At 36.9% G+C, this 14,292-nt stretch carries 16 protein-coding genes and 1 pseudogene; 3 read left to right on the forward strand and 14 right to left on the reverse strand.

Annotated elements, in window-relative coordinates; all coding sequences use genetic code 11:
- Positions 1–41: 41 nt before the first annotated feature.
- Positions 42–509 (forward strand): Lrp/AsnC ligand binding domain-containing protein, encoded by a 468-nt coding sequence (locus SOI76_RS17960; RefSeq protein WP_005804788.1) that lies wholly within the window; start codon positions 42–44, stop codon positions 507–509.
- A 40-nt stretch (positions 510–549) separates the two neighbouring features.
- Here SOI76_RS17960 and SOI76_RS17965 read toward each other — a convergent pair whose 3' ends face one another.
- Positions 550–1,695, reverse strand: a complete 1,146-nt coding sequence (locus SOI76_RS17965) for a DUF1624 domain-containing protein (protein ID WP_104080446.1) — start codon at positions 1,693–1,695, stop codon at positions 550–552.
- A gap of 75 nt (positions 1,696–1,770) precedes the next feature.
- Here SOI76_RS17965 and SOI76_RS17970 point away from each other — a divergent pair, with 75 nt between their 5' ends.
- Complete coding sequence (locus SOI76_RS17970; protein ID WP_205668467.1) at positions 1,771–3,861, forward strand: TonB-dependent receptor; 2,091 nt, start codon at positions 1,771–1,773, stop codon at positions 3,859–3,861.
- Between the two features lie 43 nt (positions 3,862–3,904).
- On the opposite strand, the gene SOI76_RS17975 is transcribed toward SOI76_RS17970, so the two are convergent.
- The 7 genes from SOI76_RS17975 to SOI76_RS18005 all read right to left on the reverse strand — a co-directional run bounded on the left by SOI76_RS17975 (position 3,905) and on the right by SOI76_RS18005 (position 9,343).
- A complete protein-coding gene (locus SOI76_RS17975; protein WP_104080445.1) occupies positions 3,905–4,282 on the reverse strand; it encodes a nuclear transport factor 2 family protein in 378 nt (125 codons plus the stop codon).
- Between the two features lie 28 nt (positions 4,283–4,310).
- Complete coding sequence (locus SOI76_RS17980) at positions 4,311–4,688, reverse strand: ribonuclease E inhibitor RraB (RefSeq protein ID WP_032055699.1); 378 nt, start codon at positions 4,686–4,688, stop codon at positions 4,311–4,313.
- A 128-nt stretch (positions 4,689–4,816) separates the two neighbouring features.
- A complete protein-coding gene (locus tag SOI76_RS17985) occupies positions 4,817–5,482 on the reverse strand; it encodes an RluA family pseudouridine synthase (protein WP_104080444.1) in 666 nt (221 codons plus the stop codon).
- A 111-nt stretch (positions 5,483–5,593) separates the two neighbouring features.
- Complete coding sequence (locus SOI76_RS17990) at positions 5,594–6,295, reverse strand: DUF1003 domain-containing protein (RefSeq protein WP_032005675.1); 702 nt, start codon at positions 6,293–6,295, stop codon at positions 5,594–5,596.
- Positions 6,296–6,375: 80 nt separating this feature from the next.
- Positions 6,376–6,879, reverse strand: coding sequence for a DUF2867 domain-containing protein (locus SOI76_RS17995; RefSeq protein WP_104080443.1), 504 nt, complete (start codon positions 6,877–6,879; stop codon positions 6,376–6,378).
- 482 nt (positions 6,880–7,361) lie between these two features.
- Positions 7,362–8,561: an MFS transporter gene (locus tag SOI76_RS18000; RefSeq protein WP_104080442.1), complete on the reverse strand. Its 1,200-nt coding sequence runs from the start codon at positions 8,559–8,561 to the stop codon at positions 7,362–7,364.
- Positions 8,562–8,758: 197 nt separating this feature from the next.
- Entirely contained in the window at positions 8,759–9,343 is a 585-nt protein-coding gene (locus tag SOI76_RS18005) for a TetR/AcrR family transcriptional regulator (RefSeq protein ID WP_104080441.1), read from the reverse strand.
- 249 nt (positions 9,344–9,592) lie between these two features.
- Here SOI76_RS18005 and SOI76_RS18010 point away from each other — a divergent pair, with 249 nt between their 5' ends.
- The gene (locus SOI76_RS18010) at positions 9,593–10,294 is read left to right on the forward strand and encodes an SDR family NAD(P)-dependent oxidoreductase (RefSeq protein WP_104080440.1); all 702 of its coding nucleotides are present in this window, start codon (positions 9,593–9,595) and stop codon (positions 10,292–10,294) included.
- An 86-nt stretch (positions 10,295–10,380) separates the two neighbouring features.
- Here SOI76_RS18010 and SOI76_RS18015 read toward each other — a convergent pair whose 3' ends face one another.
- From SOI76_RS18015 to SOI76_RS18040, 6 genes and pseudogenes are all read right to left on the reverse strand, one after another.
- Positions 10,381–10,839 (reverse strand): hypothetical protein, encoded by a 459-nt coding sequence (locus SOI76_RS18015; RefSeq protein WP_104080439.1) that lies wholly within the window; start codon positions 10,837–10,839, stop codon positions 10,381–10,383.
- Positions 10,840–10,864: 25 nt separating this feature from the next.
- Positions 10,865–11,221, reverse strand: a pseudogene (locus SOI76_RS18020) (hypothetical protein).
- A 52-nt stretch (positions 11,222–11,273) separates the two neighbouring features.
- Positions 11,274–11,789 carry a hypothetical protein gene (locus SOI76_RS18025; RefSeq protein WP_104080438.1) on the reverse strand — a complete coding sequence of 172 codons (516 nt, stop codon included), beginning with the start codon at positions 11,787–11,789 and terminating at the stop codon, positions 11,274–11,276.
- A gap of 14 nt (positions 11,790–11,803) precedes the next feature.
- The gene (locus SOI76_RS18030; RefSeq protein WP_171293235.1) at positions 11,804–11,947 is read right to left on the reverse strand and encodes a hypothetical protein; all 144 of its coding nucleotides are present in this window, start codon (positions 11,945–11,947) and stop codon (positions 11,804–11,806) included.
- Positions 11,948–11,991: 44 nt separating this feature from the next.
- Positions 11,992–13,281 carry a type VI immunity family protein gene (locus SOI76_RS18035; protein WP_104080437.1) on the reverse strand — a complete coding sequence of 430 codons (1,290 nt, stop codon included), beginning with the start codon at positions 13,279–13,281 and terminating at the stop codon, positions 11,992–11,994.
- Positions 13,282–13,291: 10 nt separating this feature from the next.
- Positions 13,292–14,290 (reverse strand): hypothetical protein, encoded by a 999-nt coding sequence (locus tag SOI76_RS18040; protein WP_104080436.1) that lies wholly within the window; start codon positions 14,288–14,290, stop codon positions 13,292–13,294.
- Positions 14,291–14,292: the final 2 nt, after the last annotated feature.

A 14,292-nucleotide genomic window follows, 5' to 3' on the forward strand; every position in this document is an offset into this window, starting at 1 on the left:
ATGTTTTTCTCGCGAGAATTTTAAAAAAAGAGGAAATATCTATGCGCCCCTTAGATCGTATAGATCGCATGATTCTGGACATTTTGCAGCGCGAAGGACGAATTGCGATTAGTGAATTGGCATCGAGAGTCAACCTGTCTACCACCCCCTGTTCAGAGCGTGTAAAGCGCCTTGAGCGCGATGGCATTATCATGGGTTATTACGCACGGCTAAACCCAGCCTTTGTGGACCGTAACTTGCTTGTCTTTTTAGAAATTAAGTTATCTGCCAAATCTGGCGATGTGTTTGATCAGGTAGCTAGAGATTTAGTCGAGATTCCTGAAGTGCTCGAATGTCACCTTATTTCTGGCGAATTTGACTACCTTGTAAAAGCTCGCTTAAAAGAAATGAGTGCATACCGCCGCTTATTAGGAGATCTATTAAAAAAGCTCCCCGCTTCGGCATCTTCACATAGTTATGTGGTCATGGAAGAAGTGAAAGAAACTTTATATTTAGATGTAAGCAAGTAAAGCGAGCATTATTGAACTCGCTTTACTCACGTTTTGAAAATTAGAAATATTTTAAAATCGAAATATGTTTGTTTTGATGTTTGAATTTCGAGAACCACTTAACCGCTGGATAAAGTACAAAAGACAGTACAATTATAATTAGCCATAGCATCCACACATGGTTGACCGACAAATAGTTTCCGTAATTAGCTCCCCACACGCTGAGTACGAACACATACAGGAGTTTCAATACATATAAGTGCAATAAATAAAAGAACATCGGCACTGAACCAAACACGACCAATGGTTTTAAAAATGAGTATTGCTGCATACGTTCAAAAGCAACGAGCACAAGCAAGCCAATTCCAACATTTAGCAAAATAAATAGTAAAGACGGCGGATACTTGGTGAGGTTAAAAAAGCTCATAAGACTCAGTTGTAATGACTCAAAATGTTGCCACGGCTGGTCGCCATAGACGTTGATCAAACGCAGTAAAACAAACAACCCAATACTTGCTAAACCAAGGCTGAGTAAAGCGCGGCTTCTTTGCTTTGCTGAATATTTTGAACTAAAGAACTGACCTAAAGCATAGCCCAATAAAATCACCCCAATCCAAGGTAAAACTGGATAGCTTGTGCGAAGCTTAATACCCGCAAATTCAATCCAGCCACGTTCATGTAAAACGAACCATATATTCTGTAGGATGCCTTGTGAGAAGTGCACCGAATCTAACAAGTTGTGCCCAAAAACAATAACCAAACCTGCGCCCGCAATGACTGGTAACGGTAAACTCATACAGCACGCTAGCACTACCATGCTAATACCAATCGCCCAGATCACTTGTAAATAAATGACTTCAGGCGGAAAAGTTGCTGTCCATGCAAAGTTCACAAGGGTAAGCTCTAACATAATTAAAAATAAGCCGCGTTTTAATAGAAATGCACGCGTTTGTTGTAAGTCCTGTTTTTTTGATTGAAATAAAAATGCAGAAATACCGGTTAAAAGTACAAAAACCGGAGCACAGATATGTGCCAATAACCGACTACCAAATAAGGCGGGTTCAGTCGCGGTCACATCCATTGGATCGGTAACCTGTTTATGTAAATAGAAAGTTTCTCTTACATGGTCGAGCAACATAATAAGGATAACCAAACCACGCAATGCATCAATCGACTGTAAACGTTCAATATTTTTTTCTATAGACATAGCGGTAATCAATAAAATAATGTAACGTTATACTATTACATTTAATTCCTTTTGTCTTTTTATGGCTGATTATTTATGCGACACAAATTAGGATTGTTGTCTTCGTTAGGTCTATCATTTATATCGACCCTCACTTGGGGAGAGGAAACATCAACGGTACTAGAAACCATACGTGTTCAGGCCGAAAGCACCCGAGAAGATGTGAGCCAAAATAGCTCGACAACTAAATTTACTCACGATGTTTTAGATGTCCCTTTTAACCGTGCTTATGTTTCAAAACAAATGATGGAACAACAAGACGTTCAACGGATTGATGACGCATTAAGCTTAGTGAGTGGAGTTTTTCATCAAAACAGTTTTGGTGGTGGCTTTTGGGACAATTACTCTTTCCGCGGTTTTAGTACCGATCCCAATTTAGGTGCCTCAGTGATCCGCAACGGCTTGAGTGTCAACCGAGGGATTAGTGCTCCAAAAGATGTCGTAAATATTGAATCTTTAGAGTTTTTAAAAGGGCCAATGGCAGCTTTATATGGCCGAGGCGAAACAGGAGGCTTGCTTAACCTCAACAGTAAAAAACCACAATGGGAAAGTGAAAGCGAACTTAACCTACGTGCCAATACCCAAGAACAATATCGAATTAGTCTGGAACATACCGCGCCTATTAACGATGAACTAGCCTATCGCGTAGCCGTGGCTCATGAAGATAATCAAAGCTTCCGTGATCATGTCAGCAGTGAACGCTGGTTCTTTTCACCACAGCTCACATGGAAAATTTCAGACCAAACACAACTCGACTTTGACAGTGAATTTACAGAGCATAAAGGAACCTTTGACCGCGGTGTCAGCACAGTCAATCATCAGTTTGTGATGGACCCGAAAACCTTTACAGGTGAACCTGACGATGGCGATTTGAAAATAAAAGATTACTTTTACCAATTACGTCTGAGTCACGAATTTAACCCTGACTGGAAGCTAAATAGTGCGGTTAGTTATAAAGACGCCAAAATGGTCGGCTTTGCAACCGAACCTCGTCGTATGCAAGCCGATGGACGTACTTTAGAACGTCAACGTCGTTATCGTGACTATACAAGTGAAGATGTCCTAGCTCAGACAGAGTTACTTGGCAAGGTTGATACGTCTTGGGCTCGCCATGAAATTTTACTTTCAACCGAGCTTGGTCAACTCGACTATAAACAAAACCAGCTTCGTCGTAATCACAGCACAAGTTCAACAAACACAATTGATATTTACCAACCTGAATATGGTAAATATTTACCTAGCTTAGCTCCATTTACCAACATTAAAGAGCGCCAACGTTACTTTGCGCTTAATGTACAAGACCAGATCTTTTTCAATGATCAATGGAGTGTGCTATTTGGCAACCGTTTTGATCAGGTCGAACAAAACTTTAAAAATCATTTGCCTCAGACTGAAAGCAACGAGACACTTCATCAAAATAGTCCACGTTTCGGAGTAAACTTTAAAGCCTCTGAGCAATGGGCTTTTTATAGCAATTATGGCCACTCATTTGCCATGAATAGTGGCATGAATCGAAATGGTCAGACTTTTGCTCCTGAAAAAGGAGAAAGCTATGAAGTCGGCACCAAATATAAAATAAACGACCAAAGTGTGCTGAGTCTCGCTTTGTTTAAAATGAAAAAACAGAATGTACTGACAACCGATCCAATCGACAGTAATTTTCAAACCGCAGCAGGTGAAGTGAATAGTAAAGGGATTGAGTTTGATTTAAATAGCCAAATCAATGACCGCTGGTTCGTCAATGCCAACTATAGTTATACCGATGCTCAAATTGAAAAAGACCAAGACTTGGCAAAAGGCGCTCGTCTGAGCAATGTTCCAAAACATCAAGGCTCCGTAAGCACCAATTATGAGTTTCTACAAGAAGGCCCACGAAAGGCAGGTGTAGGAGCTAACCTTACCTATGTGGGAGAGCGCAGTGGACATAATCTTGATAATGGCTTTAATTTACCGAGTTATACGCTGGTCAATTTAAATGGCTACTATGCCCCATCTGATCGTTTACGTTATCAGCTGAACGTAAACAATCTGTTTGATAAAACCTACTATGTTTCAAGCTATAGCGATTTATGGGTTCAACCCGGTGAACCACTGAACGCCTCAATTTCGGCACAGTGGAAATTTTAATTCATCCATAAATAGAAAAGCCCGAATAGTTTCGGGCTTTTGATTAGAACATACCATTTTCATTGATGAGGGGGTCGGGCTGTACTTGACCGATATCCCAAAACTCAGCAATTTTGCCCTTTTCAAAACGACAAATATGAACCACGGCCAAGGTGGTTAAGCCGTTCATTTGCATTTCAAGTTTTGAATGCACAGCAACCAAATCGCCCTCTTCAATGACATGTTGAACATCAAAGACTTTGTTAGGAGTTTCAATTGCACTTTCACGCATTCCTTCCTTCAAAGAAGTCGCATCACCTGCAAAATAAGGGTTATGATGCTTGAAGTTCGGCGCAGTGTAATTGCTATAGGCTTCATCGACTTCGCCAGCTGCGGCAAGCTCTAAAAACTGTACTGCAATTTGTTTTTGAGATAAGTTCATATTTATCTCCTACTCTTTATTTTAGACCTTACTGCAACAGGTCATCTTCTTCGTCTTCCTCGAAGACATAGGCCATACAGCCCCATCCATCATATTCGCCCTGAAATTTCTCAGCGATACTGGCAAACCATTGTTCCAAGTCAACAATATCTGAATACTCAGGTTCCATGTTAACGAAGATGGTAATCACCCACTCGTTTGGCTCAACAGAATCATCTTGGAAAAGTGAAACTTTTTGTTCTTGGTAAAGCAAATAGAGTGCGCATTGCTCTGCATTTTTCTGATCTTGAAAAGCGATAGAAAATTCAATTTCATGCAGCTCGGTTAAATCATCCCCATCTTCAGCCATTTGCCAAAGTACGTTGCCGTTATCGTCATCTGGAAATTGTTCGTAGTCACGATTCATAAAGTGATCCTTGTTGTTGTCGCAGTATTAATATTATTCGACATCAAGAATACCCGACTTTTATTGCAATTTGGGTATATATTCCGTTCCCAATTGCACCAAATTGAATTTTTAATTGTATATAAATTTTAAAAAGGCACTTGTGATTCAATGATCACATCCGTTCCATTTAATGGATGCTGGAAAGCCAAATATGCAGCATGTAAGGCCATGCGGTTTAAGTGAAAACGTTTAGGTTCAGGATGATATAACTTATCACCCATAATCGGATGTCCTATATGCATCATGTGGACGCGTAACTGATGTGAACGTCCTGTTACAGGTTCAAGCAATACTCGACTTTGATCGGTTTTTCCATCATAAACCAAAGGCTGAAACAAGGTTTTAGCGTGTTTACCTAATTCAAAATGTACAATTTGTCTTGGGCGATTTTCCCAGTCGGTAATGAGCGGAACTTCAACGCTTCCCTCTTCTGCGACTTGGCCTTGCACCAAAGCAATATAATGCTTTTTGACTGTTCTGGCCTGAAACATTTTACTTACCGCAACTTCTGCATCACGGTGCTTGGCAAACATAAGTAAGCCTGATGTTGCCATATCTAAACGATGTGTGACCTTCGCTAAAGGGAACTTTTCCAGCACCCGTAAATAAGCACTGTCATGATGTTCAGGTAAACGTCCCATAACCGACAACAAACCTGCAGGTTTATCAACCACAACCAAATCATCGTCTTCAAATAAAATTGAAAGCGGATCTTGTGGCGGAGCGTAAACAAAGTTGTCATTTAAAGGCATGGTCGTAGAAACAGCAATGGAGCATGGCGGCAAATCATAAAGAAATTTCGAACCTACCGCAAAGTAATCTATAACGCTCTACTCATGTTCCACGTGAAACTCAGAAAATCTTTATCGTTTTTTATTCATTTCAGCCAAAAGATCGAGCTGAATTTCTTGAATATGCGCAAGTCTTTCCCATTGATGCGACAAAAGATGGTCCATTTTTTCATGCAAATGGCGAATCTCAAGCTCGGCTTTTAAATTAATCTGATAGTCATGTTGAGAACGTAAGCGGTCTTTTGCTTCTTGGCGATTTTGGCTCATCATAATAATAGGCGCTTGAATTGCAGCTAAACATGACAATACTAAATTCAGCAAAATAAAGGGATAAGGGTCGACGGGACGTACAACCATCACCACCGTATTTAGAATAATCCAACCTGTCAAAAATAGAGCAAAACAAATGAGAAAAGCCCAGCTACCACCAAATGTCGCAATCTTATCTGCTAACTTTTCTCCAAATGTCCAATTCTGATCAAAATCCGACTCTGTATTTCGGCTAATCAGCTCATGGCGTTGCATACTGCCAATCACTTCGTTTTCTAAATTAGATAACTCACCCTTTTCCGAGCGTAATAGGGACTGTACATATTTAACTCGATAATCTGCCAGATCTGCCCGACAAATAAAGCTTGAGTAATTCCAATCTGGATAGTCTTTTAAAATTTCATCACTAATCACATTACGAATGACTTCACCAGATACTAGATCTTTTAACGGAAAATTTTTCCCACAAACGGCGCACTGCCGACACTGATTTTTATTTTCCATATTATTCAGCTCTTTATTATGATAATAAGATTATTATATAAACAATTTTGGCTGATCACATCGTAAATAAAAATAGTAATCTAACCTAAAATCTGTAAAGTCGCTGGTACGATTTTTCGATGGGCAGGAATTACAGGCGCCATATAGAGTCTTCCAAGCCAATTTTTAATATGCACCACTGTAGTTATGGTGAGTACTTGAGTCTTTTCATTCTTGTATATGGATAAAGTCACATTTAAATGCTTGTCATCATCTCCAATCACTAACTCATTTTCGGTACGCTGCAAAAAAGTAAAAATTCCAATTTGGTCGCCTGCCACATATTCACTTTCTTTTTTATTTGAATCAATTTGCTGAAAACTTCCTAAATCTTTAAGCCCAATCTTTGAAGTAATTTTATTACGCATATTCATGCTCCACTCTACCCATTGCGGAGTGTGCTGGAATAGCTTAATAAGTTGCTGAAATACATTTAGGTCGGGCTGACCAAGCACAATACTCCACGAATCGTGGAAGTAAGCATTATTCAATTGAGATGAGATTTGACTGTCGGTAGGTAAAGCAGAAAGATAAGGCTTATTCATGAATTATATTCTTGTAAAGTATCGTTTTTATTATAGAGAATTTTTTAGGGTGTCAAGGGAAAACATCTATGGTTTACTTCAACAATCATAACTTTGTAAGTTATAACCTTGTGCCTATAAACTTTTGATCTATAGCGTCCTAAGCCGAATCGAGACCTTTTGGGTGAGTACACACTAACGTTATACGTTTTGGTGCATGCTACTCTTTTCGATCCCTATCACACCCTTGAGATATAGTTTAGCCAGCACCCCGCGGGATTGTTTTTCTAAGAAAAGCGAATTTTTAATATTTTTGGAAATTTTTACAACATTAAGCCAATTTAAAAGAATTTATTCCCATTTAACCATAATTAGTTAAATTTAAATTCCATTTTATTTGTGTTTTTAGGTTTATTTTACCAAGTCATTAATTATTTTGAGTGACAGTACATCAAGAAAATTAAGTCACCCTTCACTTTTTAACCATGAAGGGCAAAAATCTTTTATGAAGAAATAAAACCATGTTTACGGGCATAGTAAACAGTACATAACGCAATCAGGGCAAAAACTAGCATAAACCACGGAAAAGAAGCCGCCCCAAAACTTTCAAGCAGTCCTCCGCCAATCATTCCACCGAATGCGATAGCAAGGTTAAATACCGTGACCAACATCGACTGTGCCACATCTGCTTCATGTTCTGCAGTATTTGCCAAGGCTGTTTGTAATAGTGTTGGAGCCCCACCAAAAGTGGCTCCCCATAACACAACACCCACCAAGACAACAAAACTTGAGGAACTATAAACACCCAAGAGCGCTGTTGCGATAGCAAAGATAAATAAGCTTAAAAGCGTTATTTTTCTTAATGAACGATCGATAAACATGCCTGTAATGAGAATGCCTACAATTGAAGAAATGCCGAATATAAACAGGATAGTCTCAACGTTGTATGTCTGCCCTGTCGAGACCAAAAAGGGTGAAATATAAGTATAGAGAATGCTATGTGCCAATATCCAAAGAAAGACGACTGCTAAAACAGCTCTAATGCCCGGCATTAAAAGAACTTTTAAAATGGGTAACCTTTTTTGCGCTGACTGCCCTACAAAATCAGGAATGCTAAAACGAATCCAGACAAATAAAATCAATGCCAATAAAGACATGATCCAAAACACACCACGCCATTCAAACAATGTTCCCAACCACGCACCCAAAGGAACTCCTATTGATAAAGCTATCGGTTGCCCAACCCCAGCGATTGCTAAAGCTCGTCCTTGATACGATGCAGAGACCATGCGTCTTACATAACCCGCTAAAAGCCCCCAAATAACACCCGCTGCCATCCCTGCAATAAAACGAGCAATTAAAGTCAGAGTATAGTCATTTGATAAGGCAGTAATCGCGTTAAATAAAAGTAACCCTGCAATAGCACTGAGTAATAAGGGTCTCCGATTCCAACTACGGGTAAGGCTAATCAGCGGTATTGCTGCTAAAACAGAACCTAAGGCATACACTGCTATAAGCTGCCCTGCATAAGCTTCTGAAATATGTAAGCCTTGACTGATTTGGGGCAAAAGCCCTGCTGGCATGGTTTCTGTCATGATGGTCAGAAAGCCTGCAACTGTAAAAGCCAATAGTTTCCAAATTGGTAATTGAATAGAGAATTCATCAGTTAACTGATGAGATGTTTCATTACTCTTAGTATTCATAAAGCTTTACTCTCAAATTTCCTTGCAAGGTACTTACTCTGCTCTGCATCGCTATATGCTTGTTTTATAAGGCTAGGATGGAAAGGCATTTGTTCTCCATGTGAACTAAAATCATTATTTTGGAATGATCGTTCCAGTTTAAGTTAAATAAAAACCTTAACTATTCAGCTCAACAATAGTTAAGGTTCAATTGAGTTTTATAAAACGTTTAAAGCAATTCCGGCCACATCCATTAAACATTGCTTTCTTTGTTCAAGCGGGCTGCCTTTTCCCAGAACACGTAAGCCTTGAATCGTATTTACAAAAAAACTCGCTAACGCGCGTGGATTTTGGGTAGAAGGAATTTCACCAGATTGTTGAGCTTTAATTAACAAAATCTCTAAAGCATGTTGAAGTTTCTGTAGATTACTCACAACAAATTGAGCGACATCTTCATCATGGCCAGCCAGTTCTAAACATGCATTTGCAACAAGACATCCTTTGTGTTCTGGATCACTTAGCTCATCTTCAACAATATTAAGAAGTAATTGTCGAATAAGTGCTTTCGAAGAACCTGAACCAGACAATAGCTTCACATTGTTAAGCGTGGTTAAAAGCTCATAACGCTGTAACGCTTTTTGATAGAGCCCTTGCTTGTTTTGAAAGGTGCTGTAAAGGCTACTTCTAGATAATCCCGTACCGTCAACCAAGTCTTGAACTGAAGTTGCAGCATAACCGCGGCGCCAAAAAACCTGCATCGCAGCATCAGCAATTTCATCAGTTTCAAATTCTTTTGTTCGCATAATTAGACTTAACGGGAACGATCGTTCCAGTTAATTTATGTTAGGAAAATAGAGAAGTCAAACTAATAATTATTTTATCAGCATATGTTTAGTCGTCTAGCTCATACAAAATAGACTTACTCATTACTGCTATTAAGTGTTTTTATTCTTTGCGTACTATTCTCAGAGATAACTTTTGCGCTTGAATATATTATAAAAACATATTATAAATTATTTCTAACCAAATAATTGGTTTTTTGGAACTTTATAATGAACAACAATATTATAATTTTTGGTTATGGAACGGGTATCTCCAAAGCTATAGCACATAAATTTGGTAAAGAAGGCTATAAAATCGGTTTAGTGGCACGAAACGCTCAAAAACTCGAAAAAGCCATTTTAGAACTTAAAACTCAAGGTATTGAAGCTTACGCTTTTACATGTGATTTAGCGGTTCTTGAAGATATACCAAATCTTATTAATCGTATTAAAGACCGATTAGGAGAGATTAAAAATATTCATTGGAATGCTTTCCATGATATTGAAGGAAATATCTTAGAAACCCCTCCACTAGAGCTTACTAAAAGCTTTCATATTCGTGTTTCGAGCTATATTGCGAAGGTTCAAGCTTGCTTAGGCGATTTAGAGAAGAACCACGGTAGCATTTTATCGACAAACGGAATTTTTGCTTTCGATGCAGTTGGTATCGACTTGGTGGCTAAAGAATATTCATCCTTAGCAACCACCGCTGCCGCTCAATACAAAACCACCAATTTACTTGCTCATAGTCTAGCGGACTCAAATGTTTATGTGAGCCAAGTGATTGTGAATGGTTTCGTTGATGGGACATCTGGAGCACAAGATAAGACCTACACGGTACATCCAGAAACCATTGCGGAGCAGTTCTGGTACTTACACCAGCATAAACAAGAAACTGTCTCCTTTTGTGGTGAAGCTATTCAAGCTGCTTAAACTATTTCTTATGGCAGAAGAAGCGTAATAAATTACGCTTCTCTGAAATTTTTTAATTTATAGTTCTATGTCTCAGAAATATTTAATTATTTTTCATACTCTGAAGGATCAATTTTGTATTCTTTGAATAAAATTGAACTCACAGAGTCTTTTATACGTTCATCATGTTTAATAATTAAATAAATATCTTTTTTAGTCAGAGGAATTTCTTTTAGTAAATCAGGCAAGTCCTTCGACCTTATAGCACTGACTTCACTAGGTTGTTTTAAGATATCTGGGTCTTGTTCTTCGAATTTAAAATCTACACCTTGTAAATTGAAATAAACCATAACCCTTCTGTTCAAAGAGTCACTATCATCATATAAAACAGTTCCTGCAGGAAGGATTGTATATTGTGCATAGTTATCGAAATTCGATGCTATCCGCAAAGGTTTTTCTAGAACATGAATTTCGGGTGTTTTTGTACTTTTCCAGAAGGAATAGTTTATTAAGGACTGAACGATGAAAAGTAAAATTAGTATGGTAATTAATAAATTCTTTTTCATATCTACTTCTTATTAAAAATATCTTTTATTCTTTAACTACAAATTCATAGGTTTTAGTTAGCTTATTATCGCCTCGCCCATAAAAATATGGATTAATTATAATTTTGTATTTTCCTTTATATTTAGGAATACCTTCTATTTTTATATGATTGTATCAATCTATATCATCTACTGGAGTAATTTGGAAACCCTGATTTTCTGGAATATTAGAAGTTAATCCAAAATGTTGTTCTGAGACTTTATCACCTGTAATTTTAATAAATTGACTATATGACTTTCCTACATAAGCTACTGGGAGCTCATGTGGTTCAATCTTGTAATCTCTACTACACCCTAAAAAACTTGTCATTAAAAACAATATTATTAAGTTTTTAAAGTTCATCTTTATTTCTCTAGATTTCGGGCATAATTATAGCCAACCCATTCTAAATCTTTTAAAAAATTTTCCACCATTGCTTGTTTTTTCTCTGCTCTTCCGCATCTTTTATAGCCTTATTAATATCAGCTTCTATTTTATCTTTATTATTATCCCATATCTTATTTAGTACCTGCTCAAGATCTTCTCTGCTCCATAAATGAAATAAGCCACTGCTTTCACCCATTGCTTCTATAATTTTTTCATGAACTTTCTGATTATCATAATTTTTTATTTTTTTATTAAACATATCAACAACCAAATCATTAATATTTGGCTTTATGTCATTATAAAAATCTATTGTCGTATGATCTTCTAAATTATCATCTTGTATAACCCATTTAGGTACGGGTAAATACAGATTAGTAATAATGATTTCTATCCGTATAATATTTTTATAATACATAGTCCGCTGCGTACCATTAAATTGAATTGCTATTATTTTTTCTTCATCCCAAGATAATTCTTTCGTTAAATATGGAGAAGATTTTTCTTCTTTATGATTACTTTCTTGTTTAAAAAAATTAAATAGCATTGTTTTACCTCTTTTTAAAATACAGTCCAAGCAGTAAATGCTTCTAATTCTTTATCGAATGCATCTACCAGTTGATATGCAGCAATCCCCCCAATTGCACCACCAATGAGGATACCAATACCAGAACACTTCCTTGTATACATTAAAAAGCCCATCATCTAGATAGGCTCCATAATATTAATAAATTAAATAGATAAAAATATTATTCATTTTCTATATCTAAATACCAAATAGTTTCACCCCAAGCATTATCTTCAATCTCAGGCATGATTTCACCTTCTGTAAAGTAGCGCTTTTCCATATTATTTGCAGGACTATACCATTCACCTGCTTTCGGACATATTTCACCACCGAGTACCTTAATTTTATTTTTCTCTAACAGTGCTACATGAATCTTATTGACTCGTTTACCCTCTGGCCAATGGCTATCTTCATCAAAACGGGCAATCCATTGTGGAGAGTTCTCTATATCAAATCTTGGGTTCGGATCATCATCCCATGCATCTAAAGTCGTTAATTTTAAATCATTACAACGAATTGGCTTAATAAGCTCATTTGCCATTACCAATAAATCTGGAACACCCTCTTCAACTGGATAAAGTGATAATTCTCCAAGTCGAATCCATAGACTGTATTTTTCAGGGTCTGCTGGATCTGGTAATTTGGTAATCTCGATTCGTGGATCATTGAGTTTTAAACGAATTTGTTCTTCAATTAACCCTAGCTTTTCTATCCAATAAGGTGAAAGCAAAAAACACCATGTTGGGGTTCTTATTCCTGCAGCTAAAGAAGGGGTATAGATAAAGCCATCTGGATCATCATGTGAATGATTCATATTAGGATGGTCAATATCTAGACCATAAAAATAATCACTAAAAATCCGTTCTACTGTTTCAAACTCTGGTGAAACATAATTAAAGTTCGTTGTTATACCAATTTCATAACCACTATAAGCCTGTATAGGATTAAGTTTTATGAGCCATTTTTTAATAAATGCATACCATTTGTTTTTATTTTCTCGAAACCACTTATCACCAAATGATAACTTTACCGTACTATAGCTCGAATCACCTTCAAATATTTGAGCACAAAATGCCCAACGTGCACTTTGAACAGGAGAGTCTCCTGTTGTTGCTGCAATATAATAAACAAAATATTTTTTATAACTCTCGTACATTTGTTCTATCATTTCTTGTCGGGTCTGCTTCCATCTCTCTGATTTTTTCCATGTACTAGCGCCACTTTTTGATTTTCGATAACGTAACTTAAAGGGCTTATCAATTATTTCATTTTCAAATTCTTCATAAAGATCGATAATTTTATTAGCTACCTCATCCACTTCATTATCTTGATGATAAATATAAAAGGTAATGTATGGACAAATACCAAATTCTTGATCTTCCTCACCATAAATAATTGAAGTATCAAGTGGAATATCCCGTACTAACTCAAAAATCTCTTCATCATTTAAAAAAGTTTCAGATGTACTCATGTAATATTCCTTAATTGGTTTTACGCTTTTTATTTGGTGTTGTAGGCTTAGAGTCTTTAGCTTCTGTAGTTAATGCATCTTCGGGATAGCGGAACAATGATAATTTAAAGCCCTCACTTGCTGTTATTTTACTGGCTTTCTTTTGCTGAGCACATTGGCTTTTTAATCTCTCATAATTACGAAACTGTTCTTCATCAATCCGATCATTCTGAAATTTAATTTCAACCAATGCAAAAATATTAGTCAAAGTTAAAGACTCGCCACGATATTCAGGAATAATAATATCTGCACCAATTACACCTTTACCTTTATAAGGCATTGGCCAAAATGGATTTAATTCTGAACCTACTCTTTTAATACGTGTCTGACCATCTAATTGAGGCGCTAAATATTTCCTAGTTTTTATATCATAACCGAAACATACTTCTGATTTTAAAGGACTACGCCATTTTAAAAGCTCGTCCATAAACTCAAACATGAAGTTTACGGCAAGCTGCTTTAATCTAATAATAATATATTCATCAACACTTGCACCTGCTAATTCTTGAGCAGTCATCTTCAATAGCTTCGCGACGATATCCACCTTACTCTTCGGTATAACATCTTTTAATTTTTTACCTTTTTGTTTTCTTAACTGGATCATCGGCAAATGATCTGCTTTTTCACATATTTGACTAATAATAGGCCTAAAGGGAATTTTCTGCTTTATGGCAGCAGTAATTACATTACTTTTTACTTGTGGTCTTCCAGAAGCAGACTTTGTACTGTTAGTTTGTTTATCACCTGTGGTCAAGGTCGTTAATAATACTTTCTCACGTTGCCGATCAATTTTGTCAGTGATCTCCTTATCAAGATTTTTCATTATTTTCTTGATTTCTTCTTTTGCCTTTTTAATATTATCTTGATAGTTTTTGACCTCATCATAAGCATTTGCTGCTGTACGATATAATTCATATGCCGTTATTGCATATCCAGCTAGTTCAATTATTCCAATCACTACAGGAAGCATAA

Source organism: Acinetobacter pittii (assembly GCF_034064985.1).
Lineage (GTDB): Bacteria > Pseudomonadota > Gammaproteobacteria > Pseudomonadales > Moraxellaceae > Acinetobacter > Acinetobacter pittii_H.